This is a genomic window from Nocardia takedensis NBRC 100417, from assembly GCF_000308695.1.
In the GTDB taxonomy this organism is placed as follows: domain Bacteria; phylum Actinomycetota; class Actinomycetes; order Mycobacteriales; family Mycobacteriaceae; genus Nocardia; species Nocardia takedensis.
Window position 1 is genome coordinate 32,546 of the sequence record NZ_BAGG01000066.1, and the last position, 25,719, is coordinate 58,264.

Annotated in this window: 31 protein-coding genes and 1 riboswitch; of the genes, 18 read left to right on the forward strand and 13 right to left on the reverse strand. The window is 68.8% G+C overall.

The genetic code is table 11. From position 1 onward, the window contains the following. The first annotated feature begins 50 nt into the window (after positions 1–50). Entirely contained in the window at positions 51–1,886 is a 1,836-nt protein-coding gene (locus ON30_RS41075) for a DUF4153 domain-containing protein (RefSeq protein WP_245554044.1), read from the forward strand. Positions 1,887–1,980: 94 nt separating this feature from the next. Next, complete coding sequence (locus tag ON30_RS14295) at positions 1,981–2,247, forward strand: fumarylacetoacetate hydrolase family protein (protein ID WP_040707444.1); 267 nt, start codon at positions 1,981–1,983, stop codon at positions 2,245–2,247. A 42-nt stretch (positions 2,248–2,289) separates the two neighbouring features. On the opposite strand, the gene ON30_RS14300 is transcribed toward ON30_RS14295, so the two are convergent. Both ON30_RS14300 and ON30_RS14305 read right to left on the reverse strand, forming a co-directional pair. Then, positions 2,290–3,054, reverse strand: coding sequence for an enoyl-CoA hydratase (locus ON30_RS14300; protein WP_040707446.1), 765 nt, complete (start codon positions 3,052–3,054; stop codon positions 2,290–2,292). Between the two features lie 16 nt (positions 3,055–3,070). Continuing rightward, a complete protein-coding gene (locus ON30_RS14305; RefSeq protein ID WP_040707448.1) occupies positions 3,071–3,547 on the reverse strand; it encodes a MarR family winged helix-turn-helix transcriptional regulator in 477 nt (158 codons plus the stop codon). 122 nt (positions 3,548–3,669) lie between these two features. Here ON30_RS14305 and ON30_RS14310 point away from each other — a divergent pair, with 122 nt between their 5' ends. Both ON30_RS14310 and ON30_RS14315 read left to right on the forward strand, forming a co-directional pair. After that, positions 3,670–4,428 (forward strand): dioxygenase family protein, encoded by a 759-nt coding sequence (locus ON30_RS14310; protein ID WP_040707545.1) that lies wholly within the window; start codon positions 3,670–3,672, stop codon positions 4,426–4,428. A 31-nt stretch (positions 4,429–4,459) separates the two neighbouring features. Continuing rightward, positions 4,460–4,993 (forward strand): DoxX family protein, encoded by a 534-nt coding sequence (locus ON30_RS14315; protein ID WP_040707450.1) that lies wholly within the window; start codon positions 4,460–4,462, stop codon positions 4,991–4,993. Position 4,994: 1 nt separating this feature from the next. On the opposite strand, the gene ON30_RS14320 is transcribed toward ON30_RS14315, so the two are convergent. Continuing rightward, positions 4,995–5,195, reverse strand: a complete 201-nt coding sequence (locus ON30_RS14320) for a hypothetical protein (RefSeq protein ID WP_040707451.1) — start codon at positions 5,193–5,195, stop codon at positions 4,995–4,997. Between ON30_RS14320 and ON30_RS14325 the strand changes: the two genes are divergently transcribed. Together ON30_RS14325 and ON30_RS14330 are read left to right on the forward strand one after the other, a co-directional pair. After that, positions 5,194–6,567, forward strand: coding sequence for an FAD-dependent oxidoreductase (locus ON30_RS14325; RefSeq protein ID WP_040707453.1), 1,374 nt, complete (start codon positions 5,194–5,196; stop codon positions 6,565–6,567). The two genes, ON30_RS14320 and ON30_RS14325, sit on opposite strands and share 2 nt — an antisense overlap. Before the next feature lie 57 nt (positions 6,568–6,624). After that, positions 6,625–7,839, forward strand: a complete 1,215-nt coding sequence (locus ON30_RS14330) for an AI-2E family transporter (RefSeq protein ID WP_083911398.1) — start codon at positions 6,625–6,627, stop codon at positions 7,837–7,839. On the opposite strand, the gene ON30_RS14335 is transcribed toward ON30_RS14330, so the two are convergent. Next, positions 7,829–9,193 carry a purine-cytosine permease family protein gene (locus ON30_RS14335; protein WP_040707455.1) on the reverse strand — a complete coding sequence of 455 codons (1,365 nt, stop codon included), beginning with the start codon at positions 9,191–9,193 and terminating at the stop codon, positions 7,829–7,831. The two genes, ON30_RS14330 and ON30_RS14335, sit on opposite strands and share 11 nt — an antisense overlap. Then, a riboswitch (TPP riboswitch) is annotated at positions 9,189–9,302 on the reverse strand. It overlaps the preceding gene by 5 nt. Positions 9,303–9,472: 170 nt before the next feature. Between ON30_RS14335 and ON30_RS14340 the strand changes: the two genes are divergently transcribed. From ON30_RS14340 to ON30_RS14360, 5 genes are all read left to right on the forward strand, one after another. Further along, positions 9,473–10,306, forward strand: a complete 834-nt coding sequence (locus ON30_RS14340) for a DUF1206 domain-containing protein (protein ID WP_245554045.1) — start codon at positions 9,473–9,475, stop codon at positions 10,304–10,306. A gap of 217 nt (positions 10,307–10,523) precedes the next feature. Beyond that, positions 10,524–10,868: a WXG100 family type VII secretion target gene (locus ON30_RS14345; RefSeq protein ID WP_040707460.1), complete on the forward strand. Its 345-nt coding sequence runs from the start codon at positions 10,524–10,526 to the stop codon at positions 10,866–10,868. Next, positions 10,858–11,145, forward strand: a complete 288-nt coding sequence (locus ON30_RS14350) for a WXG100 family type VII secretion target (protein ID WP_040707461.1) — start codon at positions 10,858–10,860, stop codon at positions 11,143–11,145. The genes ON30_RS14345 and ON30_RS14350 overlap by 11 nt, the downstream gene beginning before the upstream one ends. Positions 11,146–11,151: 6 nt before the next feature. Then, positions 11,152–12,450: a putative toxin gene (locus tag ON30_RS14355; RefSeq protein WP_040707462.1), complete on the forward strand. Its 1,299-nt coding sequence runs from the start codon at positions 11,152–11,154 to the stop codon at positions 12,448–12,450. After that, entirely contained in the window at positions 12,447–13,070 is a 624-nt protein-coding gene (locus ON30_RS14360; protein ID WP_040707463.1) for a HEAT repeat domain-containing protein, read from the forward strand. Before ON30_RS14355 ends, ON30_RS14360 begins: the two co-directional genes overlap by 4 nt. 16 nt (positions 13,071–13,086) lie before the next feature. On the opposite strand, the gene ON30_RS14365 is transcribed toward ON30_RS14360, so the two are convergent. From ON30_RS14365 to ON30_RS14375, 3 genes are all read right to left on the reverse strand, one after another. Next, on the reverse strand, positions 13,087–13,527 hold the full coding sequence (locus ON30_RS14365; protein ID WP_157183728.1) for a hypothetical protein: 441 nt from the start codon (positions 13,525–13,527) through the stop codon (positions 13,087–13,089). Between the two features lie 141 nt (positions 13,528–13,668). Next, positions 13,669–13,848, reverse strand: coding sequence for a hypothetical protein (locus ON30_RS14370; RefSeq protein ID WP_040707465.1), 180 nt, complete (start codon positions 13,846–13,848; stop codon positions 13,669–13,671). A gap of 209 nt (positions 13,849–14,057) precedes the next feature. Further along, the gene (locus tag ON30_RS14375; RefSeq protein WP_040707466.1) at positions 14,058–14,996 is read right to left on the reverse strand and encodes an alpha/beta fold hydrolase; all 939 of its coding nucleotides are present in this window, start codon (positions 14,994–14,996) and stop codon (positions 14,058–14,060) included. A gap of 98 nt (positions 14,997–15,094) precedes the next feature. On the opposite strand from ON30_RS14375, the gene ON30_RS14380 reads away from it, so the two are divergent. Together ON30_RS14380 and ON30_RS14385 are read left to right on the forward strand one after the other, a co-directional pair. Beyond that, on the forward strand, positions 15,095–16,060 hold the full coding sequence (locus tag ON30_RS14380) for a helix-turn-helix transcriptional regulator (protein WP_040707467.1): 966 nt from the start codon (positions 15,095–15,097) through the stop codon (positions 16,058–16,060). Continuing rightward, positions 16,057–16,671, forward strand: a complete 615-nt coding sequence (locus tag ON30_RS14385; RefSeq protein WP_040707469.1) for a YdeI/OmpD-associated family protein — start codon at positions 16,057–16,059, stop codon at positions 16,669–16,671. Before ON30_RS14380 ends, ON30_RS14385 begins: the two co-directional genes overlap by 4 nt. A 20-nt stretch (positions 16,672–16,691) precedes the next feature. On the opposite strand, the gene ON30_RS14390 is transcribed toward ON30_RS14385, so the two are convergent. The 5 genes from ON30_RS14390 to ON30_RS36115 are packed head-to-tail and all read right to left on the reverse strand — an operon-like array spanning position 16,692 to position 21,576. After that, positions 16,692–17,579, reverse strand: a complete 888-nt coding sequence (locus ON30_RS14390; protein ID WP_040707470.1) for a potassium-transporting ATPase subunit C — start codon at positions 17,577–17,579, stop codon at positions 16,692–16,694. A gap of 1 nt (position 17,580) precedes the next feature. Further along, positions 17,581–19,722 carry a potassium-transporting ATPase subunit KdpB gene (gene kdpB, locus ON30_RS14395; protein ID WP_051029340.1) on the reverse strand — a complete coding sequence of 714 codons (2,142 nt, stop codon included), beginning with the start codon at positions 19,720–19,722 and terminating at the stop codon, positions 17,581–17,583. 1 nt (position 19,723) lies between these two features. After that, complete coding sequence (kdpA, locus tag ON30_RS14400; protein WP_040707472.1) at positions 19,724–21,394, reverse strand: potassium-transporting ATPase subunit KdpA; 1,671 nt, start codon at positions 21,392–21,394, stop codon at positions 19,724–19,726. Beyond that, on the reverse strand, positions 21,395–21,481 hold the full coding sequence (locus tag ON30_RS42265) for a potassium-transporting ATPase subunit F (RefSeq protein ID WP_051029341.1): 87 nt from the start codon (positions 21,479–21,481) through the stop codon (positions 21,395–21,397). Next, positions 21,478–21,576, reverse strand: coding sequence for a hypothetical protein (locus tag ON30_RS36115; RefSeq protein ID WP_051029342.1), 99 nt, complete (start codon positions 21,574–21,576; stop codon positions 21,478–21,480). The genes ON30_RS42265 and ON30_RS36115 overlap by 4 nt, the downstream gene beginning before the upstream one ends. A 188-nt stretch (positions 21,577–21,764) precedes the next feature. Between ON30_RS36115 and ON30_RS14410 the strand changes: the two genes are divergently transcribed. The 4 genes from ON30_RS14410 to ON30_RS14425 all read left to right on the forward strand — a co-directional run bounded on the left by ON30_RS14410 (position 21,765) and on the right by ON30_RS14425 (position 24,319). Continuing rightward, a complete protein-coding gene (locus ON30_RS14410) occupies positions 21,765–22,082 on the forward strand; it encodes a DUF222 domain-containing protein (protein WP_245554046.1) in 318 nt (105 codons plus the stop codon). A 47-nt stretch (positions 22,083–22,129) separates the two neighbouring features. Then, positions 22,130–22,867: a leucyl/phenylalanyl-tRNA--protein transferase gene (aat, locus tag ON30_RS14415; protein ID WP_245554047.1), complete on the forward strand. Its 738-nt coding sequence runs from the start codon at positions 22,130–22,132 to the stop codon at positions 22,865–22,867. A 66-nt stretch (positions 22,868–22,933) separates the two neighbouring features. Continuing rightward, complete coding sequence (locus tag ON30_RS14420; RefSeq protein ID WP_040707475.1) at positions 22,934–23,353, forward strand: SRPBCC family protein; 420 nt, start codon at positions 22,934–22,936, stop codon at positions 23,351–23,353. 90 nt (positions 23,354–23,443) lie between these two features. Beyond that, on the forward strand, positions 23,444–24,319 hold the full coding sequence (locus ON30_RS14425) for a bile acid:sodium symporter family protein (RefSeq protein ID WP_040707476.1): 876 nt from the start codon (positions 23,444–23,446) through the stop codon (positions 24,317–24,319). 24 nt (positions 24,320–24,343) lie between these two features. On the opposite strand, the gene ON30_RS14430 is transcribed toward ON30_RS14425, so the two are convergent. After that, on the reverse strand, positions 24,344–24,949 hold the full coding sequence (locus tag ON30_RS14430) for an LLM class oxidoreductase (RefSeq protein ID WP_051029343.1): 606 nt from the start codon (positions 24,947–24,949) through the stop codon (positions 24,344–24,346). 38 nt (positions 24,950–24,987) lie between these two features. Between ON30_RS14430 and ON30_RS14435 the strand changes: the two genes are divergently transcribed. Continuing rightward, positions 24,988–25,491, forward strand: a complete 504-nt coding sequence (locus ON30_RS14435; protein WP_051029344.1) for a hypothetical protein — start codon at positions 24,988–24,990, stop codon at positions 25,489–25,491. Positions 25,492–25,719: the final 228 nt, after the last annotated feature.

Consider the following 25,719-nt stretch of genomic DNA (forward strand, 5'->3'; position numbering starts at 1 on the left):
TTGGGGCCGCGCCGACTGCGACGGTCGGAGCCGTTCCGACCGCGACCATCATGGCCGCGCCGACCGCCGCCGGGGCTGAACCGACCGCCGCCGGGGCCGCGCCGACCGCAACTGTCGCGACCGTGGGGGCCGTTCCGAGTGCGACCGTTCCGGGCTCGCCGGGTGCGACTGTCGCCACCCATGCGGGTGCGCCTGCCTGCCGGCCGCTGTCGGACCCGGCCGCCGCCCGCACCGATCCGGTCTCCGCGCCCGGTCCGCTCCCCCCGACGTATATCGCCCCGCCCCGCGCGACCCCGCGCTGGCGTCGCATTCCATGTCCGCCCGGCGCCCTCCCGGCCGCCGCGGTCTCCGGCGTCGCCGCCGCCGCACTCGTCCAACCGGACCGCCCCGGCATCGGATGGGTCCTGGCGGCGGGTGTCACCGCCGCCGCCGTCTACACCGTCGACCGCCGCGCCCGCACCGCCGCCGCACAGTCCACGACCTCCGATGCGCCCCCGGCGAGTCCTCTCGAGGTCGACGGCTTCACCGCGGGCGAAAAGGGCGGTGCACCGGAGGAGTCCGGCCCGTCGACCGCCGAACCTCCCGCACCCGGCGAGCCGACGGCCACGACCGACCGCCCCGCGAATCCGGACGACTCCGCGCCCTCGGTGGGTGGGCGTGGAGCGGCACCGGGGTTCCGGGTGCCGGACAACGCGGAGCGGATCTGGTGGGTCGCGTCGACTTTCGCGCTGCTCGCGGTGGGGTCGGTGCGGGCGGCGGGTTGGCTGTTCGCGTTGTGCGTGCTCGCGGCGGCGGTGACCGGGTCGCTGGCCGTGGTGGGGCGGCGGTCGATCTGGGGCGCTTGGCACGATGTGATCGCCGTGCCGTTCGCGGTGACCGTGGCGGTGCCGTGGGCGTGCGTCGGGGCTGGGCGGGCGCGCGAGAGCGAACGCGGCAGGCGGATCGGCTGGTCGGTGGTGGTGACGGTCGCGATGCTCGCTGTGTTCGTCCCGCTGCTGGCCGGCGGTGACGCGGCGTTCAGCGCGCTGCTCGAGGAGGTGCTGCCGACGGTGGACGAGCCCGCGGTGGTGCGGTGGATCGCGTTGTTCGTGGTCGCGGGCAGCGGGGCGATCGCGGCGTTGTTCCTGCTGGCCGGTCCGTTGCCGCCAGCGGGTGCGCCGAGGGTGCGGCGGTCGTTGCGGCGCGCGGAGTGGGCGATCCCGGTGGGCGCGTTGACGGTGCTGTTCGCGGTGTTCGTCGCGGTGCAGTTCGTGACGCTGTTCGGCGGCGACGACTACGTGTTGCGCACCATCGACCTCACCTACGCCGAATACGCGCGAGAAGGCTTCTGGCAGTTGGCGACCGTGTCGGTGCTGACGCTGCTGGTGATCCTGGGCGTGCTGCGCTGGGCGAACCGGGAGGACGCGGCGGACCGCGTCTGGCTGCGCGTGCTGACCACCGCCGTGAGCGTGCTGTCACTGGTGATCGTCGCTTCGGCGCTGGGCCGCATGTGGACCTATCAGGAGGCGTACGGGTTCACGGTGATGCGCCTGCTGGTCGGCACCTGCGAGTTGTGGTTGGGCGGTGTCTTCCTGCTGGTGCTGGCGGGTCTGGTGCGTCTGGACGTCACCTGGCTCCCGCGCGCCGCCCTCGGCACGGCCTTCACGACGCTGTTCGCGTTGGCCTGTCTCAACCCCGAGGGCATCGTCGCCGACCGCAACGTCGACCGCTGGTACGAGGGCCGCAGTCTGGACACCTATTATCTCCAGAACCTGTCCCCGGACATCTTCGACGCCCTCGACCGCCTCCCCGACGAGGAGAGTCGAATAGTCCGCAACGCGATCCTGCGCGACCAACCCGAGGATTCCTGGAACTCCTGGAACCTCTCCCGCTCCCGAGCCCGCTGACCCACCCCGACCCCGAACACGATCGTCGGGCAGTAGGGTGCGCGCATGAGTGAGTTCCGTCCCCGGGTTCGTCGCACGCTGGATCGGGTGAACCGTGCGGGATCGGCTCGCGGAGTTGGACGCCTCGGTCCGGATCAACGGGCGCACGATCGCCACGACGAGCACCCGGGGGCCGAAATACGCACTGGCCGAGGCGATCGCGCACGCTTCGGTGAGTGAGCAGCTGTTCCCGGGCGAACTGTTCTGCACCGGCACGCTGCCGGGTGGCAGCGGTATGGAGACGGGTCGGTGGCTCGCCGCGGGCGACACCCTGCGCTTGGAGATCGACGGGATCGGTGTCATCGAACATCCGATCGTCTGAGCGCCGAGCCGAACGCCCACCGGCCCGCCGGCCACGAGGGATTCAGTCGGGGCGGGTGCTGATCTCGGTGCGCTTGGCCGCCAGTCGCGCGGCGAATTCGGTGGAGTCCAGGGAAGCCAGTTGCGGCACGATCTCGATGTCGACCGCTTCGGCGTGGGTGGGGGCGACAGCGGTGCGCCGCATGCTGTGTTTGGTGGTGATCAGCAACTCGCGCGGCGCTTCGCCCGCTCCGGCGGCCAAGTCGAGCGCGGCGGCGAGCAGTGCGTCGTGGTCGCCGTCGACGACGCGGTGCGCGAGTCCGGCGGCGTGGGCGGCGTGCGCGTCGAGGATTTCGCCGAACAGGGTCATGGCGGTGGCGCGCTGCGGTCCGACGGCGCGCTGCAACATCCAGGTCATGCCGCCGCCGGGGTGGATGCCCAGTCGCAGGAACCGCGCGTCGAATCGGGCGCGCGGTCCGGCGATGCGGACGTCGGCGGCCAGCGCGAGATTGAGTCCGGCCCCCACGGCGGTGCCGCCGACGGCGGCGATGGTGGGCAGCTTGCAGCGCGCGACGGCGAGGAATCCGTCGTAGATGGCGCGCAGTCCGGGTTCGCGGGCCGCGCCGAGCGCGCTGAGGTCCGCGCCCGCGCAGAACGCGGGCGGCGTCCCGGTGACGACGACCGCGTGCACCTCGCTGTCGTTCTCGGCGTCGGCGACGGCGGCGGCGAGTTGGTCGGACAGGTCGGGGGTGAGGGCGTTGCGCCGGTCGGGGTCGTGCACGGTGAGGACGACGGTGCGTTCGTGCCGTTCGCTGAGGATCTGCGCCATATCCGGATGGTAGGGGTCAGGCGCGCGGCCGGTGCGCGCTGTCCTGGATGCGCCGCACGACTTCGCCGAGCCCGTCGGCGACGGCGGTGACCTGGTCGGGGGTCAGCGCGTCGATGAACAGGTCGCGGACCTGCGCGACGTGCGCGGGCGCGGCCTGTTCCAGGGCGCGGCGGCCCTGCGGGGTGAGGACCGCGATGACCCCGCGCACGTCGGTGGGGCAGGCTTCGCGCCGCACCAGTCCGGCTTCTTCGAGCCGGCCGATCTGGTAGGTCAGTCCGCTTTTGGAGTTGACCAGCGAGTCGGCGAGTTCGGTCATCCGGATGCGTTGCTCGGGTGCGTCGGCGAGTCGGACGAGGACTTCGTACTGGGTGTGGGAGAGCCCGGAGTCGCGTTTGAGCTGCTGTTCGATCTCGCGGTTGAGCAGCGCCCAGCCCGCGAGCAGGGCTTGCCAGGCGCGCAGCTGTTCGGCGGTCAGCCACTCGGGTTCGCTCATCGATCCAGCCTAGCGAGGTTGTTCGGATTCGAACGACACGCTACGCTCCAACTAGTTCAAATTTGAATGAAATGAATCCTGGACGTCGAGGAGGTGTCGTGACCACGACGCGAACCGACCGGATGCCCGTGCTCTACCTCTCCCACGGCGCGCCTCCGCTGGTCGACGACCCGATCTGGCCCGATCAGCTGAAGGCGTGGTCGGCGGATCTGCCCACTCCCACCGCGATCCTGATGGTCTCCGCGCACTGGGAGGACGCCCCGATCGCCCTCGGCGCGACCGAGACCGTCCCGCTGGTCTACGACTTCTGGGGTTTCCCGGACCACTACTACGCCGTCCGCTACCCGGCGCCGGGCGCGCCCGAACTGGCCCGGGAGGTGCGCGGACTGCTGCGCGGCCGGGGCCTGCGGGTTCAGGACGTCCCCGAGCGCGGCCTGGACCACGGGGCCTACGTCCCGCTGACCCAGATGTATCCGAATGCCGACATCCCGGTCCTCCAGATGTCGTTGCCGACGCTGGACCCGACGGGTCTGCTCGCGGTCGGGCGCGCGCTGGCCCCGCTGCGCGCGGCGGGTGTGCTGATCGTCGGCAGCGGATTCTTCACCCACAACCTGCGGGCGCTCACCGACGACGGGTCCGTGCACCCGGTGATGGCCGATTTCGACGAGTGGGGCGCGCGGGCGCTGGCCGACGGCGACATCGACACCCTGCTGGACTTCGAGCACACCGCTCCCGCCCCGCACCTGGCCCACCCCCGGACCGAGCACTTCGCGCCGCTGTTCGTCGCGATCGGCGCGGGGGAGGCCGATCTCGACATGCAGCGCAGTGTCATCACCGATTTCTGGCACGGTTTATCCAAACGCTCCATCCAGTTCGGCTGATTCCGTTCGACCAACTCGTCAGGAGAGTTCCATGGCAACGACCACCACCACCGCGACGGTCGCCACCCCGGCCGCCGACCAATCCGCCTTGGACCTGGGCCTGCTGATCGCGCGGGTCGCGATCGGGCTGACCATGGCGGGCCACGGCGCGCAGAAACTGTTCGGCTGGTTCGACGGCGGCGGCCTCGACGGCACCGGCCGCTTCTTCGAGAGCAGCGGCTACCCGGCGGGCAAGACGATGGCCGTCATCGCCGGACTCAGCGAATTCCTCGGCGGACTCGGCCTGGCGGTCGGTCTGCTGACCCCGTTGGCCGCGGCCGCGATCCTCGGCGTGATGATCAACGCCATCGCGGTCAAGGGCACCGGGGAGTTCTTCGGCGGCAAGGGCATCGAACTGGACGTGGTGCTGGCGGCCTCGGCGGCCGGTCTGGCGCTGACGGGGCCGGGCCGCATCGCCGTCGACCACCTGCTTCCCGGTCTACGTCACCAGCGCCTGACCTACGGGATTGCCGCCCTGGTCCTGGCCGCCGTCACCGCGGGCGTGGTCCTGCTGATCCGCGGCTGACCTAGGGCGACCACTTCCACACGGGCCTGTCCAGCACCCCCTGATCCCGCACCCGCGTCTCGCCGCCGCGTTTGATCAGTTCGACCAGGGCGACGCCGTCGGTGTCGGCGAGGGTCTCGATGACCTCGTCGGCGTGCGAGGTGGTGTGACACGAACGGGGCGGCCGACATCGGTCGGCGGCGCGACGTAGCGTGCAGGGCATGAGCGAGCGATTGGTGATCGTGGGGGCGGACGCGACCGGGATGTCGGCGGCCTCGCAGGCCCGGCGACTGCGGGCGGCCGACGACCTCGAGATCGTGGTGTTCGAGCGGGGGCGTTTCGCGTCCTATTCGGCCTGCGGCATCCCGTACTGGGTCGGCGGCGACGTCGCCGATCGCGACGACCTGATCGCCCGCACACCGGAAGAACACCGCGCCCGCGCGATCGATCTGCGGATGCGCTCGGAGGTGGTCGAACTCGACGTGGCCGACCGTCGCGTACTCGTAGCGGACCTGGAATCCGGTGCGCGCGAATGGCATTCCTACGACCAGTTGGTGTTGGCCACCGGCGCGGTCCCGATCCGACCCGACCTGCCCGGCATCGACGCCGACGGCGTGCACGGTGTGCAGACCCTGGACGACGGCCAAGCCCTCATCGACACCCTCGAGCGCGCCGAAGGCGGTCGCGCGGTGGTCGTCGGGGCCGGCTACATCGGCGTGGAGATGGCCGAAGCGCTGATCAACCGCGGCTACCGGGTCACCGTCGTGCACCGCGGCGGCGAACCGATGTCGACTCTCGACCCCGACATGGGCGCGCTGGTCGCCGAGGCGATGCGCGCGCTGGGCATCGAGATGGTGTGCGAGGAGGAGGCCGAACGGATCGAGGTCGACGACGAAGGCCGGGCGAGCGCCGTGATCACCGGATGCGGCCGGTATCCGGCCGACGTGGTGGTCCTCGGCATCGGGGTGCGCCCGGAGACGACCCTCGCGCGCGCCGCCGGTCTGCCGGTGGGGGAGTCGGGCGGTCTGCTCACCGACCTGTCCATGCGCGTGCGCGGACACGAGAACATCTGGGCGGGCGGTGACTGCGTGGAGGTGCTCGACCTGGTCTCCGGCCAGGAGCGCCACATCCCGCTGGGCACCCACGCCAACAAGCACGGCCAGGTGATCGGCTCGAACATCGGCGGCGGCTACGGCACCTTCCCGGGCGTGGTCGGCACGGCGGTCAGCAAGGTGTGCGCTCTCGAGGTCGCGCGCACCGGTCTGCGCGAACAGGACGCGCATGCCGTCGGACTGCAATTCGTCACCGTGACCATCGAATCCACCAGTCGCGCGGGCTATTACCCCGAGGCCGCCCCGATGACGGTGAAGATGCTCGCCGAACGCGGCACCGGCCGACTGCTCGGCGTGCAGATCGTCGGGCGCGAGGGCGCGGCCAAACGCGTCGACGTCGCGGCGGTCGCCCTGACCGCCCGCATGACCGTGGAACAGATGACCGCCCTCGACCTCGGTTACGCTCCGCCGTTCTCCCCGGTCTGGGATCCGGTCCTGATCGCGGCCCGCAAAGCCGTCGCGGCGGTCCGGGCCCGCCGTTGACCGGGCGGAGTACCCCGGCGTCGTCGCGTCAATCACGGATGTGCGATGGTCGCCGCGATGCCGGCCGTAGCGGCCGCGCCGTGCGAGACTTGCGGCGTGAGCGGGCCGAACGAAGAACAAGTGGGCGGGAAATCCGGTGGGGCGTCGCCCGACCGCGGTGATGTCATCGGGCGCGGGCTCCTGTGGATGGCGAAGTGGTCGGTGTGCGTCGTCGCCATCGCCGCCGGAGCCTGGGTGCTCGGATTCGTCACCGCGCGACTGTGGGTGGTGATCCTGCCCGTCGCGCTGGCCGTGGTCATCGCGACGGTGCTGTGGCCGCCGACCCGGCTGATGCTGCGGATCGGCCTGCGCCCGGGTCTGGCGGCCTTCATCTCGGTGCTGGGTTTCCTCGGCGTGCTGGCCGGGGTGATCGCGCTGATCGTGCCGTCGGTGGTCGACCAGGCCCCGGATCTGGCCGACAAGGCGGGCGCGGGCGTCCAACAGGTCCGCGACTGGTTGCAGGGGCCGCCGCTGAAGATCCAGGACGACCAGTTGGACTCCGGCGTCGACGCGATCGTGCAGCGGTTGCAGTCCAGCGCCGAACAGATCGCGACCGGTGTGTTCAGCGGCGTCACCACCGCCACCTCGATGCTGATCACCCTGTTCCTGGTGCTGATCCTGGTGTTCTTCTTCATCAAGGACGGGCCGCGGTTCCTGCCGTGGATGCACACCACCCTCGGCAGCCGCAACGGTCGTCACCTCGAGGAGGTGCTCGCCCGGATCTGGGTCACGCTGGGCAGTTTCATCCGCACCCAGGCCCTGGTCAGCCTCATCGACGCGGTGTTCATCGGCGCGGGTCTGGTCATCCTGGGTGTGCCGCTGTGGTCGGTGCTCGCGGTGATCACCTTCCTGGGCGGCTTCATCCCGATGGTCGGCGCGTTCGTCGCGGGCGCGCTCGCGGTGCTGGTCGCCCTGGTGGCCAACGGTTTCACCACCGCGCTGATCGTGCTCGGCATCATCGTGGCCGTGCAGCAGTTGGAAGGCAACGTGCTGCAACCGGTGTTGCAGAGCCGCAGCATGAAACTGCACGCCGCGGTGGTGCTGCTCGCGGTGACGGCGGGCGGGTCGCTCTACGGCATCGTCGGCGCGTTCCTGGCGGTGCCGGTGGTGGCGATCGTGGCGGTGATCGTGCGCTACATCGGCGAACAGATCGACCTGGTGACCGGCACGAACCCTGGCGCCGCCGAGGACGGGGCGAGCGGCGGCGCCGAACCCGAACCGGTCAAGACCTAGCGCGGCGGCGCTCGGCGATCGCGCCGAGCGCCCACGCCACCGCGCCCGCGGCCAGGAACGACAGCAGCGAGGCGCTGGTCCACGGCTGTTTGGTGAAATGCAGCCAGTCCTGCACGCGCACCCAGAAATCGGTCCACACGCCCGCGTCGCCCGGGTTGATGACCTGATACACCGACAGACCGACCAGCCAGGCCGCGATCATGCCCCAGCGTGACGGCGCGTCGGCGTCGGTGTTCCACTCGCCGCGAGCGCGCAGGAAGAAATCGGCGACCAGCACACCGAGCAGCGGCACGAACACCGAGCCGATGAGCCCGAGGAAGCCGAAGTAGTCGTCCATGTCCAACCACAGCGCCAGCAGCGTGATGAACGCGCCCAGGCCGATCGAGAGCACCCGCCGGTCCGCGCGCGGCGCGAGATTCTGGATCGAGACGGCGGTGGAGTAGACGTTGGCGAAGGACTGATCGGCCTCCCGCACCACCAGGATCAGGAAGAAGACCGCGCCGAGGGTGACGGTGAGGAACGGGCCGTATGTGCCTTCACCGGTGGCCAGCGCCAGCGCGAACAGACCGAGGACGTAGGCGAGGATCTGGGTGAGCGCGTACGCGCCGCTGGCCGCCCCGAACGCGCCCTTGGTGCTCTTGGCGTAGCGGGTGTAGTCCGCGGCCACCGGCACCCACGAGATCGACACCGCCAGCGCCGCGTCGGTCGCGATCCAGAACAGATTCCAGTCCGACCCGAACGGCCCGGACCCCTGCGGACCGGGATTCGCGGTCAGATCGGGCAGTCCGGCGCGGAAGAACTGCACGTAGAACCAGATCAGCGCGATCGCGACGCCGATCGTCACGAAACGTCGCAGAATCCGCACCGAGCCCAGCGGCCAGATGGTCAACACGGTGGTCAACACCCCGGCGGCCACGATGTAGAGCCAGCGCGGGCCGCCGCCGAACAGTTCCTCGGCCGCGTTGCCGATCACGATCAACTCGAAAGTGCCCCAGCCGATCAACTGGGCGATGTTGAGCACCGTCGGCACATAACTCGGCTTCGCGCCGAACAGGCCGCGCAACAACATCATCGCGGGTTTGCCGGTGCGCGCGCCCGGAATCGCCGCGAGCCCCAACATGAGTCCGCCGACCACGGTGCCCACGATCATCGCGACGATGCCCGCCGCGATCGAGATCTGCGCCGCGCCTTCGCTGTTCGGCGCGAGCACCGTGTACGCCCCGGAGAAGGCGAACAGGCTCACGCCCAGATTCGCCCAGAACGCGCTCTGATCCCAGAACGACAGGACCCGCGGCGCGGGCTCCTCCAAGGTGAGCGGTGCCTCTTTCCCGCCCGTGCCGACAGTGGACGCCATGACGCTGCCTTCTCCCTACGCCGGCATTACCCGGACAGGTTCGTGCGGTCGGCGCGCTCGGGCGCACCCTCTCAGCCCGGCCGTTGTCCGAGCTCCCGCGGTGATGTACCGGCCGAATCGTACACCCGTACCGACCCGGGGGTGTCGGCTCGCCGTATTCGCCCGAGCAGGCTCCTCGGTGAAGTGGAATCGGGTCGTTTCGGGGGTGTGGGCCCGGGTATCCGCCGAGCATTCGATCCGGTGGAGATGAGGAAAGCGGTCATGGCGAGAACAGGTTCAGTGTCAACTTCTTTCGCGGGTTCGTCGGCGAGCGGCGGTGGTTTCACCGGTGCCGCGGACCGGTTGGTGCGCAACGACGCGTTCGAGAAAGTCGCGCGGGCCGGCTTCGTGATGGCCGGGATCGTGCACATCCTGATCGGCTACATCGCGATCCGGTTGGCCTTCGGCGGTGGCGGCGGGTCCGCGGATCAGTCGGGGGCGATGGCCGAGCTGGCCAAAGAGCCGGGCGGCGGTGTCGCGCTGTGGGTCGGCGCGGTCGCCTTCGTGGTGCTCGGGCTGTGGAAGCTGGTGGAGGGCATCGTCGGCCACAAGCGCGACCGCGGCGAGGACCGCTCGGATCTGTTCCATCGCGCGAAGGCCATCGGTGAGGCCGTGATCTACGCGGTGCTGGCCTACACGGCGTTCTCCTTCGCCAAGGGCAGCGGGTCCTCGGGTCAGCAGCAGAAGGCGGGCGTGACCGCCGAGTTGATGAAGAGCACCGGCGGCAGTCTGCTGCTGGCGCTGATCGGCCTCGGCATCATCGGTGTGGGCGGTTACTACGTCTACAAGGGCGCGACCCAGAAGTTCACCAAGGATCTGGACGCGGCCGGGACCTGGGCGCGTCGGCTGGGCACCGTCGGCTACATCGCCAAGGGGCTCGCGCTGGCCGGTATCGGTGTGCTGGTGATCATCGCGACCACTCGCTCGGAGCCGGACAAGGCCTCGGGTCTGGACGGCGCGCTCAAGACCCTGGGCGCTCAGCCCTACGGCCCGTACCTGCTGGTGATCGCCGCGATCGGCATCATCACCTACGGCGTCTACAACTTCATCCGGGCCAAGCACGCCAAGATGTGATCCTTACCAACACCCGGGCTCGAAACCCCCGTCGCGCGGACTGCGCGGCGGGGGTTTCTTCTGTCCTCAGTGACGTTGTGAGCGTGCATATCTCGTAGGCACCGCCGTTGCGGTCGAGGCGGACTGGCCACTATCATCATCCCGACATCGAGTGTCGCCGAGTCGGCGACGGACGATCCGGTGTGGGGGGACCTCGTCGGGTCGACGGGGGGAGAGCATGACCGAATCCAACGCGCAGACCGGCGCGTTCACCGTCACTCCCGCCGAATTGACCGTGGCCGCCCGAGCCGTGCGAACCCTGCTGGAAGGGCTGACAACCGGATTCGCCGCCCTCGACGCCGATGTCGACACGCTGATCGCCAATTGGCAAGGCCGCCAAGGAACCCGGTTCGCCACCGGCTACGACGAAGTCCGCACCGGCCTGGCCGAACTCCTCGACGCGATGGCCGACACCACCACGGCACTCGACGCGAGCGCGGAACGCTACCTGGAACAGGAGAACGTCAACGCCGCGGCCATCGAATCGGTCGCCTCCTCCCTGGATCTGCCCGATGTCTCATAAGGTCGACCTCGATCTGTTCGATTCGGTCATCGCGCGCATGACGGCATTCGAAGGGTTCTTCGCCGACCAGATCACCGCCTTCGACACCGCGATCGGCAAGCTGCAAGGCGTGTGGGACGGCGAAGCCGCCACCGCGCAACAGCAATCACATCAGCGACTCATGGCCGCCGCCGCCGACATCCGGGACGGAATCCACGACATGCGCACAGCCGCCCGCGCCGCGCACACCAACTACAGCAACGCCATCGCGGCGAACCTCGAGATGTGGCGAGGGTGAGCCGGTGTGACCGAACTGGATGTCGATCCCGAGCTGTTCTACGACCTGGCAGGCGCCTACAGTCGCGCCAGCACCACCGCTTCGGCCGCATTGCGCAAGATGGACGGCGACTTGCGCAGTGCCGTAAAAATGACCGGTGGGGACTCCGGTGGATTGGAGTGGGGCGGCAAGTACCACAAGAGCGGCATCGAGGCCGCAGTCACCGCGGGCATGGCCACCGATGTCATGGTGCGAATGGCCGCGCTCATCCGCCAGAACGGTGTCAACCACGACCAGTCCGAGAACGCAGAAGAATACAACACCCCGGGCGGAGCCCTCCCGCCGTCGGATCCAGGCGGAACGTCTTATACCGCACGGCCTCTGAAGAACCCGGGCGAAGGGTCTCGACCCGAACCATTCGGTTGGGTGGTGGTCATGGGAACTACCGAATGGATCAATGGAAACCCTGATCTGCTGGACACCTTCGCATCGAGTTGGGTGACAGCCGCGAGCGCCTACAGTGCGCTCGATGTGCCGATACGGGCCAAGATGTCCCAACTGCGCGGTTCGACCGCACCCGAGATCGCCGACATCGACAAGACCAACGCCACCGTCCTCGACGGGATAGAGGTCCTCGCCGATGCCATGCGGCAACAGGGGAGCGCTACCAGCGGATACGCTGACGTCCTACGCGCAGCGCAGGAGGGTGCCGAATGGGAGTTGCAGTTGCAGACCGTCGCGCAAGCCATCAACATCATCAACGCGGCGACCATCGGCAAGCCCATCGAGAAGGCGATCCGCAAAGCCGCGGAGCAGGAGATCGAATACAGCCGCAACAAGATCGCGGGAATGCTCCAAGGTCTGGCCGACGCACGTCGAGTCAGCGGGTCAGCGCTGGAAGCGGTATCGGCGACAATCATCAGCAGCGTCAACACAAAATTCAAACCGGTACTCGACCTGCAACTCAAGAACGCTCCGCAGCCCACTAAAGCCGAACGAGCTCGACGGAACAAACTCGAAGGCGCGAAGGCCGAATCTCGCGCCGGTGTGGATCCCACCGTGAAGAAGCCGACGATCCCGTCCACGACCGGAGCACGCAATCGTGCGCCGGATGTCCTCGATGACGCGAACAAGAAGCTCACCGAGGTCAAGAACGTCGATCGTCAGGGCCTGACCGATCAGATCGTCGACGACCTCGCGTACTGTTCGACCAACGGCTACGAATTCGTACTGATCACCGACCACCGCACAATCCTGACCCGCGAGATCCAGGATCTGATCAGCCAAGGAAAGATCAAGCACGTGACCATGGACTTCACGAGTTGACTCCCACCGACGACGCGGCCGCGAACCAGCTACTGGAGGACTACCGCTCGGCCGGCGGTTACGGCGCGACGATCCATGAAATCAGCTCGCGCACCAGCATCAAGCCGCAGGCGATAGCGGTTCTCGCGCAGTGGCTGGTCGAACTGGAATCCCGCTGGCCGGGCTCCGAGACCGAAGGCAGGCAGTCCGCCAGGATCGCACTCGCCCGTGCGTTGGGTTGCAAGGAATCCCGTAAGACGGCCGCGGTACCGGCCCTGATCTCCCAGTTCGACACCGGGAAGCCAATCGGAGCGAACGCGAGATGGGCGGCGGGAAACGCCTTGTACGACATCCCCGCCGAACCTTCCTATTTCGAGGAACTGGCCGCGATCGCCCGGAATCGCGAATTCGGGATGGAGCGACAGATGGTCGTCTTGTGGTTGGGCAAGTCACGTCGTCCGGAGGCTGTCGAGGTGGCGGTATCTCAGTTGGATGACGAGTCGGTCCAGGGTCACGCGCTGGAAGCGCTGTCCAAGCTGCGTGCCCAGGGCGTCCGGGATGTGGTGGAACCGTTCCTCACATCGAAGAACAAGTGGCATCGCCGCAGCGCGGAACGAATTCTGCGCTACGACGAAAGCTGAAGCCCATGCGTCGGTTTCATCGCCAGACGCGGCGTTCGGCGGCGAAGCCCGCCAATTCGTCGACCAGCACCGTACCTTGTTCCCGCCGATACGGCTGAACCACTGTCATCGCCGGGCCTTCGGCATGTTCGAGATACACCTCGATGCCCTCGGACCCGGTGGCGGGAATTCGCACGTCGACCACCAACGCCGCCGCCTTGATCCGCATCCGCATGGACTCGATCACTTCACCGTTGCGCTCGTGCGCCCGCGCAGCGGTCTCCGCCTCGGAGACGATGACCTGCTTGGTCCCGTCGCGCTCGACCACCACGGCGAACGGAAAGAACTCGCCGCCGTCGGCCAACCGTCGCGCGGCCATATCCAGCGCGACATCCAACAGATCGTCGATGTCGGCCTGTGCCGATTCCGACGTCGTCTCGCGCCACGACATGCCTTCTCCCCTCGACAGCAGCACCACGAACAGTACTCACCTCGGCGACTTCGGAACCGGCCGACTCGGTCCGGGGAGTATGGACCCTCGCCTCGGCGACCGGGCGTCTGTCGACGGTCCCGTGGGACAGCCCGAATCCGCGGATGCTGCCGGAACCGCGCGTCGGTGCTACCCGTTGCCCGCGGTGTCCTCGGTCGAGGTGGTCGTCGGTGGTGGGGTCACCGTGACGATTTTCCCTGACAGTGCCGCGGCGATCGCCGGGATGTCGGTGTCGGTGATTCCGGTGGAGATGGTCAGGGGCGAGAGGTGGACTTTGGCTGCTCTGGATCTGCTGGTGCTGGTGCCCATCACCCCCGAAACCGAGCGAGTCCTGCCCGCGGCGGAGATGCTCGGTCTCCGCCGCGCGGTCGATGACGCGGTCCTGGAATTGGCCTACGCCGATCCGCTGCACCTGCTCGCGGACGTTCCGGTGGTCGAGTTGAGCGTTCCGCTGGCGGGATCGGGTCGAGACAGTCGCCACTGTGCTCCGGTGAGCGTCCGAGATTCGGAGTGCGGGATCACCCGGCGTCGTGGCGTGCCAGCCAGTTCAGGATCGTCCGGTTCACCTCGTCCGGCTTCTCCTGTTGGATCCAGTGACCGGCGTCGAGGGTGACCACTTCGACCTCGGGGACGAAGGTAGTCAGGTTCTCGGCGCGCGCCACCGTGTCGCGGGCGCCGTAGATCATCAGGGCGGGCTGCCGGACGATGGGGTCCGCCTCGGCGAGCAGGCGCCAGTTGCGGTCGAGGTTGCGGTACCAGTTGATGCCGCCGGTGAACCCCGAGGACGTGAAGGCGGTGACGAAGACGTCCAATTCGGCTTCGCTCATGAGCGGTTCGCCGAGTGGCCGCTCGGCTCGGGCGAGCGCGATCATGGCCATGCCCGGCGGCGGCTCGGCCGGGGGTTGGTTCTTGCGGAACAGGTTGCGCAGGAACCGGGCGGCGTCGGCGTCGAGGACGGCGTCCGCGACGCCCGGCTGTCGAGTGAAGTGCACGAAGTAGAAGTCGGGACCCAGCGCGGCTTCCATGACTTCCAGCCAAGGAGTTTCTCCGCGTTCGAGGTACGGCAGGCTCAGGTTGATCACCTTGTTCACGCGTTTCGGGTGCAACTGGGCCAGCCCCCAGACGACGAAAGCGCCCCAGTCGTGACCGACGAAGACGGCGTCGTCGTAGCCGTAGTGGTCGAGCAGTGCTACGAGGTCGCCCGACAGGTGGTCGATGTCGTAGTCGGTCACCTCGGCCGGACGGGACGAACGGCCGTAGCCGCGCTGGTTCGGGACGAGGACGTGGTAGCCCGCGTCGACGAGGACCGGCACCTGATGTCGCCACGAGTAGGCGTGTTCGGGCCAGCCGTGACACAGCACGAGGGGTTTGCCGGGGCTACCGGCTTCGAAGACTTCGAGGTCGATTCCGTTGACCGGAATCAGGGTCGGCCGGGGGAAGTCGGCGGCGGGGTGCACGGGCGCTCCTGAGGATCGAGGGTGGATTCGGGGGGACGCCGCGACCATAGGGGACATCGCGGACAGGATCGGTCCTGGATGTCCGGCAGACTGACGGCATGCGGAACGATCCCACCGGTCGAGCGCTCCGGTTGCTCTCGCTGCTGCAGACCCATCGCTTCTGGCGCTGCGGTGAGCTCGCGGCGCGGCTCGAGGTCACCGAGCGGACGGTGCGGCGTGACGTCGACCGTCTGCGCGAACTCGGGTACCCGATCGATTCCACGTCGGGAAAGTACGGCGGATACCGACTGGAGGCGGGCGCGCGGGTGCCACCGCTGCTGGTCGACGACGACGAGGCCGTCGCGGTCGCGGTCGGACTGCGCTACGCGGCCGAGGCCGCCATCGAGGGGATGGCGGAGACGTCGTTGCGCGCGCTGACGAAGATCGAGTCGCTGCTGCCGCACCGTCTGCGCCGACGGGTGTCGGCGGTGCATTCGAGCGTGACGCCGATGCGCAGGATCGTCGACGACGACATCATCGACCCGGAGGCGTTGGGCGCGCTGGCTGCCGCGTGTCGGGACCGCGAGCACGTGCGGTTCGACTACCGGCGCGGCGACGGCGACGACAGGGGGCGACTGGTCCAGCCGCACGGACTCGTCACGGCGGGACGGCGCTGGTATCTGGTCGCGTGGGACCGTGATCGCGAGGGCTGGCGGACCTTCCGGCTGGACCGGGTCCGGGCGGTCCGGCCGGACGGCGGTCGCTTCGAGCCCCGTGCGATCCCGGGCGGCGACGCGGCGGCCTTCGTCGCGGACACCCTCGGCTCGACTTGGCGGCCACGGGAGGCGACCCTGTCCGTGCACGCGAGATTCGCCGAACTCGAAGGTGTGCTCCGGTGGATCGACCACACGCCGATCGAGGTGCGGACGGATCGCTGCCGCGTCCGCGTCCGCGGCGAGGATCTCGGACGTCTCGCCATGACGGTCGCCCGCGTCGCGCTCACCGCGCCGGTCACGGTCGTGGAACCGCCCGAACTCGCGGACATCGTCGGACGTCTCGCCACCCACCTGCAGGAGGACAGATGAGCTCGTCGCACTCGCCGCGTTCGGCCTCCGCCCACGTCGCGACCTGGAAGTTCGACTACCCGATCTTCCACGCCGAGACCCGGGCCCAGTGGCGGTCCTGGCTCGAGCGCAATCACGACGTCACGCGCGGCGTGTGGTTGTGTTCCTGGCGCGCCGACCACCCGCGTTGCCCCTACCCGGAAGCGGTCGAGGAGGCGATCTGCTTCGGATGGATCGACTCCACCACCACCGTCCTGGACGAGCGGCGCGGCTTGCAACTGTTCACGCCGCGCCGCGCCAAGAGCCCGTGGACCCGGCTCAACCGCCGCCGCGCGGCCGATATGGAAGACCGCGGGCTCATGACCGAGGCGGGCCGCGCCGCCATCGCGGCGGCGAAGTCCACCGGGTGGTGGACCATCGCCGACCAGGTCGAAGACCTCGAGGAGCCGGCCGAACTGGCGGCGGCCCTGGATCGGGACCCGCCCGCCCGGGCCGCCTGGGACGGTTTCCCGCCCAGCGCGCGCAAGCAGATGCTGTGGTGGATCGTCAGCGCCGCGCGCGAGGCGACCCGCGCGGACCGGATCGCGCAGATCGTCGCGGCGGCGAGCGAGGGTCGCCGCGCCCGCGGGTGATCCTCGCTCGCGCTGTCCGGTCAGCCGCGCACCGGGTATCGCCGGTCGAGGTCGAGATTGAGTTCGACCACGTTCACGTGTGGTTCGCCCAGGAATCCGAGAAGCCTTCCATCGGTGTGTTTTTCGACCACCTCGCGCACTCGATCGGTGCTGACGCCGCGGGCGGCGGCGATCCGCGGTATCTGGATTTCCGCGTACCGGGGCGAGATGTGGGGGTCCAGGCCACTGCCGCTCGCGGTGACCGCGTCCGCGGGCACCGGTGTGTCGGGGGAGGCGTCGCCGATGACGGGGACGACCAGGCCGGTGGAGTAGTCCGCGCCCGGATCGGCGCACTCGACCCGCACACCGAGATAGGTCGGCAGGAACGGTGTGGTCGGGCACGCCTGGTTGACGCTGACGACCCGCGTCGGATGCGCGATCCGGCCGTCGGCCTCACGCGGGCCGAGGACCGAGAGCACCGCTCCGAGACCGTCTTTCGTGCAGAACGGACGGCTGCCGTCGACCCCCTCACGGTCGCCGATCGCCTTGCTGCGCGAGCACACGGTGGACAGCAGACTCGGCGTGGTGTTCGCCGGGTCGGCGTCGAGCGAATCCACGATGCTCTCCGGGCCGAGATTGCTCGCCGAGGTGGACAGCGGGTCGTAGCCGTCGCCCGCCGCAGATGGACGGCTCTGGAAGTACCGCGGCAAAGCCTCGCCGTCCGCGTCGGTGAACGATTGCCCGATGAGGCTGCTGCCGACCACCCGGCCCTCGGAGGTGAGCAGGGACCCTTCGGCCCGGTCGTGCAGTCCCGGCAGTTGCGCCACGGCGAAAACGGCCAGGGGATAGGCGATTCCGGTCACCGCTGTGAGCACCAGCAGGGCGCGCAGCGCCGCCACGTGTTGACGGACCCATGTGGACATACGCATGTCAGGACATCCCGGGGAGGAGTTGGACGAGCAAATCGATGATCTTGATACCGACGAACGGCGCGACGATGCCGCCGAGACCGTAGATCGTCAGATTGCGACTGAGCAGTTTCGAGGCATTGGACGGCGTGTAGTGCACGCCGCGCAGTGCCAGCGGAATCAGCGCGATGATGACGAGCGCGTTGAAGATCACCGCGGACAGGATCGCCGACTGCGGACTGGCCAAGCGCATGACGTTGAGCAGGTCGAGTCCGGGGAACAAGCCGACGAACAGCGCGGGCAGGATCGCGAAATACTTCGCGATGTCGTTGGCGATCGAGAAGGTGGTCAGCGCGCCGCGGGTGATGAGCAGTTGTTTGCCGATCTCCACGATCTCGATCAGTTTGGTCGGGTCCGAATCCAGGTCGACCATATTGCCCGCTTCTTTGGCCGCCGAGGTGCCGGTGCTCATCGCCACACCGACGTCGGCCTGGGCCAGGGCCGGGGCGTCGTTGGTGCCGTCGCCGGTCATGGCGACCAGTCGTCCGCCGTCCTGCTCCTTCTTGATCAACGCCAGTTTGTCCTCCGGCGTGGCCTCGGCGAGGAAGTCGTCCACCCCGGCCTCGTCGGCGATGGCCTTGGCGGTCAACGGATTGTCGCCGGTGATCATGACGGTGCGGATGCCCATGCGCCGCATCTCGTCGAAACGTTCGCGCATGCCTTGCTTGACGACGTCCTTGAGATGGATGACGCCCAACAGTCGCGCGCGCCCCTGATGCGTCTCCGCGACGACCAGCGGTGTGCCGCCGGAGGCCGAGATCCCGTCGACGATATCGCCGAGCTGTGCGGGCACGTCACCGCCCTGCCCGCGCACCCATTCGGTGACGGCACTGGCCGCGCCCTTGCGCAACTGGTGTCCGTCGGCCAGGTCGACACCCGACATGCGGGTCTGGGCGGTGAACTCCACCCAGGTCGCGCCGGTCAGCTCGCCCGGCGTCCGTTCGCGTTTGCCGTAGACCTGTTTCGCGTACACCACGATGGATCGGCCCTCGGGCGTCTCGTCGGCGAGACTGGACAGTTGCGCGGCATCGGCCACCTCGTCATCCGGAATGCCCGGCAAAGGAACGAATTCCGAGGCTTGCCGGTTGCCGAGGGTGATGGTGCCGGTCTTGTCCAACAGCAGGGTGTTCACATCGCCCGCGGCCTCGACCGCGCGTCCGGACATCGCCAGCACGTTGCGCTGCACCAGCCGGTCCATACCCGCGATGCCGATGGCCGAGAGCAGCGCGCCGATGGTCGTCGGGATCAGGCAGACCAACAGCGACACCATGACGATGCCGGTGATGCCGTGCGCGTCCAGCGCCGAGGTGTCCGGAACGCCGGGATTATTGGACTTGGAGTAGATCGCCAGCGGTTGCAGCGTCACGACCGCGAAGACGAAGATGATCGTCAGCGAGGCCAGCAGGATGTTCAGCGCGATCTCGTTGGGGGTCTTCTGGCGGCTCGCGCCTTCGACCAGCGCGATCATCTTGTCCAGGAAGCTGCGGCCCGGTTCCTGGGTGATCCGCACGACGATGCGATCCGAGAGCACGGTGGTGCCGCCGGTCACCGCGGACCGGTCGCCGCCGGATTCGCGGATGACGGGGGCGGATTCGCCGGTGATGGCCGATTCGTCCACCGAGGCGATGCCTTCCACGACATCGCCGTCGCCCGGGATGACCTGTCCGGCCTCGACGACCACGTGGTCGCCGCGGCGAAGTTCCGGTGCGCCCACGCGCTCCTCGACCACGCGTGCGCCCGGACTCCAGTCGGCGAGTCTGCGCGCGATCGTGTCGGTTTTGGCTTTGCGCAGGGCGTCGGCCTGGGCTTTGCCCCGCCCCTCGGCGACGGCCTCGGCCAGATTCGCGAAAATCACCGTCAGCCACAGCCACACCACGATCGCCCAGGCGAAGAAACCGGGATCGGCGACGGCCAGCACCGTCGACCAGGCCGCGCCGATCTCGACGACGAACATCACCGGATTGCGCCACAGGGTGCGCGGGTCGAGTTTGCGGAGCGCGTCCGGCAGCGCGGTCAGCAGCATCTTCGGGTCGAGCGCGCCGCGGGGGACGTTTCGCCCCCGGTGCTCCCGTTGATTCCCGGTATCGATTACGGCAGTGGACATGTCAGTGGATTCCTTCGGCGAGCGGCCCGAGTGCGAGAGCGGGCAGGAAGGTCAGGGCGACCAGGATCACCGTCACCCCGACGACCATGCCCACGAACTGCGGGCGATGCGTCGGCAGTGTGCCGATCGAGGCGGGGGTGGCGCCCTGCCGGGCCAGCGATCCGGCGAGCGCCAAGACGAAGATGATCGGCAGGAACCGGCCGAAGACCATCGCGAGGCCGAGTGCGGTGTTGAACCACTCGGTGTTGCCGGTGAGCCCGGCGAAGGCCGACCCGTTGTTGTTGGCCGCGGAGGTGAACGCGTAGAGCACTTCCGAGAGCCCGTGCGGACCGGTGTTGAGCATGCTCGCGCGTTGCCCCGGCATGGCCATCGCGACCGCCGTGCCGATCAACACGATCAGCGGGCTGATCAGGAAATAGCACGCCGCGAGTTTGATCTCCCGCGGAGTGATCTTCTTGCCGAGGTATTCCGGTGTGCGCCCGACCATCAGTCCGGCCACGAAGACGGTGATCACCGCGAGGATCAGCATGCCGTAGAGCCCGGAACCGGTGCCTCCCGGCGCCACCTCGCCCAACTGCATGTTGACCATCGTCATCATGCCGCCGAGGCTGGTGTAGGAGTCGTGGAAGGAGTTCACCGCTCCGGTGGAGGTCAACGTCGTCGCACCGGAGAAGGTCGCCGAATCGGCGACGCCGAAACGGGTCTCCACCCCCTCCATGGACGCGCCGATCGCCGTCGGCACGGTCCCGTGATGGGCCAGTTGGAACAGGTTGCTGAGCGAGAGACTGACGATCGCGATGGTGCCCATGACCGCGGCGATCGCGTAGCCCTGCTTCGTACTGCCGACCATGCGCCCGAAGGTGCGCGGCAGCGAGAAGCTGATCACCAGCAGCAGGAAGATCTCGATCCAGTTCGTCCACACGGTCGGGTTCTCGAACGGGTGCGAGGAGTTCGCGTTGTAGAAGCCGCCGCCGTTGGTGCCGAGTTCCTTGATGACCTCCTGGCTCGCCACCGGGCCGCCCGTGAGGGTCTGCTCGGACCCGGTGAGCGTCGAGGCGACCTGGTCGTGCAGGTGGAAGTTCTGCACGACGCCACCGGCCACGAGCACGATCGCGAACACGAACGCGATCGGCAACAGGATACGGATGACGCCACGCACCAGGTCCACCCAGAAGTTGCCCAGGTCGCCCGTGCGGGTGCGCGCGAAGCCGCGCACCAAGGCGACCGCCACCGCCATGCCGACCGCCGCCGACACGAAGTTCTGCACCGCGAGGCCCGCCATCTGCACCAGGTGCCCCTGGGTCGACTCGCCGGAGTAGTTCTGCCAGTTCGTGTTGGTGACGAAACTGATCGCGGTGTTCCACGCCAGGGCCGGTGTCATCTCGGTGCCCGGGTCGTTCAGGTGCAGCGGCAACTTGCCCTGGAGCAACTGGAAGAAGAACAGGAACAGGATGCCGACCGCCGAGAAGGCGAGCACACTGCGGGCGTAGACGCCCCAGGTCTGCTCGACCCCCGGCGAAACGCCGATGGACTTGTAGACGACCCGCTCCACGCGCGAGTGCTTGGTGCCGCTGTAGACCCGGTACATGTAATCGCCCAGCGGCACATGTACCAGAACCAGGGCCAGGATCAGGGAGGCCAGGAAGGCGATCCCCGCTGTCGTCGTGCTCACCTAGAACCTCTCGGGAAACAGCAGGGCCGACACCATGAACAGCGCGACACCGATGGCCAGAACGAGCCCGATGATGTTGGCGATCACAGCTTCTCCACCCCCCGTTGAACCGAGCCGAGCAGCGCGAAGATCGCCACGGTGAGAACCGTGAAAATCACGACAGACATGTCCACAACCTCCATTGGCGCCCGTATCGGGCGCGACAGAGTGAGTCAAGCGGTCCTGCGCGCGGAAATCGGCCGTGTTTACGGGTTCCTATCGCCTCGCCGGCGAGAATTTGACGCCCCGCTTACGACGCGGTGCGGGGATGCGGACGCACCCGGCGCGGCGCTATCGAACATATGTTCTAGATTGCGGTAGGCTGCCTCGCGTGACCACACATTCGACCGCCCCGGCAGCGTTGGCCCCGGCAGCGGGATGGCCGGAACTGGCCGACGTCGACTTGCTCCGCACCCTCGTCGAGGTCGAGCGCCGCAGGCGGCGACTGGACGCCGCGATGCGCGCGGCCGTGGCCGAAGCCGAGCGACGCGGCCTGGCCGCGGAGACCGGCTACCGGGACACCGCGGAACTGTTGACCGATCTGCTGCGGATCAGTCCGCCCGAGGCGCGTCAGCGCATCGAATGCGCCGCGCCGCAAGCCCGTTCCCGTTCCAAGAAGGTGTGGCGGGTGCTCGCGGCGGCGAGCTGAGTCGACTTCGGCGGGCCTCGAGCGGTCGGCTCGGTACTGTCTGTGTGGTGACCGATCCCGGCGACCTGATGCGGATGTTCCTGGCCGACCCCGCGCAGCCTTTTCCGCCCGTCGAGCTCGCCGATCCGTCCGGGTTGATCGCTCTGGGCGGGGATCTGTCGCCGGAACGGCTGCTGAGCGCCTACTCCGCGGGCATCTTCCCTTGGTACAACCCCGGCGAGATCATCCAGTGGTATTGCCCGGACCCGCGCAGCATCCTGCTGCCCACCGACCTGCGGGTGAGCAGATCCCATCGCCGATCCGTCACGCGCGCCGACTACGCGGTGAGCATGGATCGCGCCTTCGCCGAGGTGATGGCGCGGTGCGCCGCACCACGGGCGGGGGAGGACGGAACCTGGATCGGCTCCGACATGATGGACGCCTACCTGCGGTTGCACCAGCTCGGTCACGCGCATTCGGTCGAGGTCTGGCGGGACGGCGAGCTCGTCGGCGGCCTCTACGGCGTCGCCCGCGGTCGGTCCTTCGCGGGTGAGTCGATGTTCTCCCGCGCCCGCGACGCCTCCAAGGTCGCGCTGTACTGGCTGTGCGCGCAACTGACCGCCTGGGATTTCGCCCTCGTCGACTGTCAGGTCACCTCCGACCACCTCGGCGCGCTCGGGGCCGTCGACATCCCCCGCGCGGACTACCTGCGCCTGCACACCCGGGCCGCCGCCCGGCCCGGCCTGCCCGGCCCCTGGCGATTCGAGATCCCGGTCCCCGCCGCGCCCGACCACCTACCGGCGTGAACGAGGCGGGGTCGACACGTGGTCGTGGTCGCTGGGATCGGTGGCCGGCCCCGCCAGGATGAGGGGATGACACCCACGCCGCGCGACCCGCGCTGGAGCGCGCACCGCCACATCCCGGCCCCGCCGGAGGTGGTGTGGCGACTGCTCATCGATCCGACGGCCTGGCCCCGATGGGGTCCGACCGTCAGCGCCGCCACTCTCGACGGCGATCGCCTGACGGCGGGCGCGCGCGGCGCCGTCACCACCGCGGTCGGGATATCGCTGCCGTTCGTCATCACCGACTTCGTCCCCGGACGCCGTTGGGCGTGGACGGTCGCGGGCATCCCGGCGACCACGCACGAAGTCGAGCCGGCCGACGGCGGGTGTCGGGCAACGATGTCCGCGCCGCTGTGGGCGCCCGCCTACCTCCCCGTCCTGCGGATCGCGCTGGGCCGCATCGACCGCATGGCCCGCCGCGGAGACACCGACCCTCCGCACGGGAACTGAGTCCAATTGGTCTCATATGTCCATATTTCATGCTACCGTCCGTGATCTCGGCGGCGGCCACCCGCCGGGATCACGGACCGAGAGAAGAGCATGAACGACTCCGCGTTGATCACCACCGGATTGCCGATCGCGTTGGCGGTCATCATGTTCGGGCTCGGGCTGTCGCTGACCGTCGAGGATTTCGGTCGGGTGGCGCGCACCCCCAAGGCGGTCGCGGTCGCCTTGGTACTCCAGGTCCTGGTGCTGCCGCTCGTCGCTTTCGGACTGGTGAAAGCGTTCGACCTCTCGCCACTGCTCGCCGTCGGGGTCATGCTGTTGGCCGCTTCACCCGGCGGGACCACGGCCAATCTGTTCAGTCACCTCTTCCGCGGCGACGTCGCCCTCAACATCAGCCTGACCGCGATCAATTCGGTACTCGCCGCGTTCACCATCCCGATCATCACCAATTTCGCCATCGCGCACTTCGACGCCGAGGGCGAACTCGGTTTGCAGTTCGCCAAGGTGGCGCAGGTGGTGGCGATCGTGCTGATCCCGGTGGCGATCGGCATGCTGGTGCGCCGCCGCGCACCAGGGTTCGCGCAACGCGCCGACCGGCCCGTGCGGATCTTCTCCATCGCCGTGCTGGTGCTCGTGTCGGTCGGGGCGCTGATCGGCGAACGCGACGACATCGGTGACTACGCGCGCCAGGTCGGACTGGTCACCGGCCTGTTCTGCCTGGCGAGCCTCACCCTCGGATACTTCGGCGCGCGTCTGCTGCGACTGGACGAACGCCAGGCCATCGCGAGTTCGATGGAAGTCGGCATCCACAACACCACCGTCGCGCTCACCATCGCGCTGAGCGTGCTGGACAGCGCCGAGGTCGCGATCCCCAGCGCCGTCTACTCGGTGCTCATGTACCTCCTGGCCACCGCCTTCGGCTACCTGATCACCAAGCGCGTCACCCATGGCCCCACCCTGTTCAGGTGACCCCGAACAGGGTGGGGTGACATGTCAGGCGTGGACCGGGGCGAGCGGGCGCAGGCCGAAGTTGTCGCGCAGGGTGGCGCCCGAGTAGTCGGCGCGCAGCACGCCGCGATCCTGGAGCAGCGGCACGACCCGGTCGACGAATTCGTCCAGACCCCACGGCACCAGGTGGGAGCCGAGGATGAAACCGTCGGAGCCGTCCTCGGCGACGAACGAGGCGATCTGATCGGCGACCGAGGTCGGGGTGCCGACCAGCGGTCCGCGCTCGAACTGGTCGATGACGACTTCGCGCAGGGTCAGTTTCTTGGCCTCGGCGACCTGGCGCAGTCGCTCGACGGTGGCGAAGCGGTCCTGGTGGACGAAGGCGCGGCCCTGGATGATCGGCGGCGCTTGCGGATCGGGATCGATGTCCGGCCCGCGGCCACCGCGGGATTTGATGTCGCGGTAGAACTCGGTCGCCTTGGGCAGGTCGCCGTAGGGGGAGAAGATGGCGTCGGCGTTCGCGGCGGCGAAGTCGCGGCCCTGCGGGGAGACGCCCGCGGCTGTTCGAGGTGTGGGCCCGCGATTCGGCGGCCGGGCGGGTGCCCAGCGAGGTGGGCTGAGCCACGGACGATTCCGTGATCGCTCTACCATGGGGCCGGGCCGTCGGCCCGTGAACCCGAGGGGGAGACGTGAGCGGTGCGGGACCGGTGTCGAGCGGCGAGGTGGCCGCGATCCGCGAGGTGATCGCCGCCGTCGCGCCCGAGGAACTGCCGCTGGTCGACGCGCTGGCCCAGCTCGACCCGGACACGGTCACGCGGCAGATGCGCGAACTCGGGGACGGCGGCGAACCGCTGGGGTTCGGGATCACCGAGGCGGTCGCGCTGGCCACGCCCGTGCTCTGGCTGGTGATGCAGCAGATCATGGAGCGTTTCGGCGAGGCGGCGGCCGAGGAGGCGCTGCGGCGCTCGGGCAGTCTGTGGCGCAGACTGCTGCGCCGGCCGCGTCCGGCGCGCGAGGTGCCGGAATTGACCCGTGAACAGCTCGCCGAGGTGCACGCACAGGTCCTTGCCCTGTCCGCCGAACGCGGCCTCGAGCCCGAACGGGCGGCCGCCTTGGCCGACGCTCTGATCGCCGAGCTCGCCCTCGGGAACACCGCGCCGCGCGACGGCGCACCCGATCCCGAGCCCGCCTGACCACTACGAAAACGGTCCGGTCGGTTCGTGGTGTGTGCCCGGTGCGGCGGGCCATTGTGATCCCGGTCTCTCGACCTGTGATGTATTCTATTGCGGCACAATCGGATCGCCGTCGATCGAGCTCGCCGACACCGGGCGTGCGGGCCCGCAGGGGCGCGGTCCGGTCGCTCCGGGCACGATCGAGGGGCCGACCCGACACAGACGCGGTTTGCCGCAGGTTCATCGACG

Bases quoted from the DNA above. Each gene is read 5' to 3' on its own strand.
- ON30_RS41075 (WP_245554044.1), top strand. From the start codon at position 51: ATGGCCGCGCCGACCGCCGCCGGGGCTGAACCGACCGCCGCCGGGGCC.
- ON30_RS14300 (WP_040707446.1), bottom strand. From the start codon at position 3,054: ATGGCGCAGATCCTCAGCGAACGGCACGAACGCACCGTCGTCCTCACC.
- ON30_RS14305 (WP_040707448.1), bottom strand. From the start codon at position 3,547: ATGAGCGAACCCGAGTGGCTGACCGCCGAACAGCTGCGCGCCTGGCAA.
- ON30_RS14310 (WP_040707545.1), top strand. From the start codon at position 3,670: ATGCCCGTGCTCTACCTCTCCCACGGCGCGCCTCCGCTGGTCGACGAC.
- ON30_RS14315 (WP_040707450.1), top strand. From the start codon at position 4,460: ATGGCAACGACCACCACCACCGCGACGGTCGCCACCCCGGCCGCCGAC.
- ON30_RS14325 (WP_040707453.1), top strand. From the start codon at position 5,194: ATGAGCGAGCGATTGGTGATCGTGGGGGCGGACGCGACCGGGATGTCG.
- ON30_RS14320 (WP_040707451.1), bottom strand. From the start codon at position 5,195: ATGCCCTGCACGCTACGTCGCGCCGCCGACCGATGTCGGCCGCCCCGT.
- ON30_RS14330 (WP_083911398.1), top strand. From the start codon at position 6,625: ATGCCGGCCGTAGCGGCCGCGCCGTGCGAGACTTGCGGCGTGAGCGGG.
- ON30_RS14335 (WP_040707455.1), bottom strand. From the start codon at position 9,193: ATGGCGTCCACTGTCGGCACGGGCGGGAAAGAGGCACCGCTCACCTTG.
- ON30_RS14345 (WP_040707460.1), top strand. From the start codon at position 10,524: ATGACCGAATCCAACGCGCAGACCGGCGCGTTCACCGTCACTCCCGCC.
- ON30_RS14350 (WP_040707461.1), top strand. From the start codon at position 10,858: ATGTCTCATAAGGTCGACCTCGATCTGTTCGATTCGGTCATCGCGCGC.
- ON30_RS14370 (WP_040707465.1), bottom strand. From the start codon at position 13,848: ATGGGCACCAGCACCAGCAGATCCAGAGCAGCCAAAGTCCACCTCTCG.
- ON30_RS14380 (WP_040707467.1), top strand. From the start codon at position 15,095: ATGCGGAACGATCCCACCGGTCGAGCGCTCCGGTTGCTCTCGCTGCTG.
- ON30_RS14385 (WP_040707469.1), top strand. From the start codon at position 16,057: ATGAGCTCGTCGCACTCGCCGCGTTCGGCCTCCGCCCACGTCGCGACC.
- ON30_RS14390 (WP_040707470.1), bottom strand. From the start codon at position 17,579: ATGCGTATGTCCACATGGGTCCGTCAACACGTGGCGGCGCTGCGCGCC.
- kdpB (WP_051029340.1), bottom strand. From the start codon at position 19,722: ATGTCCACTGCCGTAATCGATACCGGGAATCAACGGGAGCACCGGGGG.
- ON30_RS36115 (WP_051029342.1), bottom strand. From the start codon at position 21,576: ATGGAGGTTGTGGACATGTCTGTCGTGATTTTCACGGTTCTCACCGTG.
- ON30_RS14420 (WP_040707475.1), top strand. From the start codon at position 22,934: ATGACACCCACGCCGCGCGACCCGCGCTGGAGCGCGCACCGCCACATC.
- ON30_RS14425 (WP_040707476.1), top strand. From the start codon at position 23,444: ATGAACGACTCCGCGTTGATCACCACCGGATTGCCGATCGCGTTGGCG.
- ON30_RS14430 (WP_051029343.1), bottom strand. From the start codon at position 24,949: ATGGTAGAGCGATCACGGAATCGTCCGTGGCTCAGCCCACCTCGCTGG.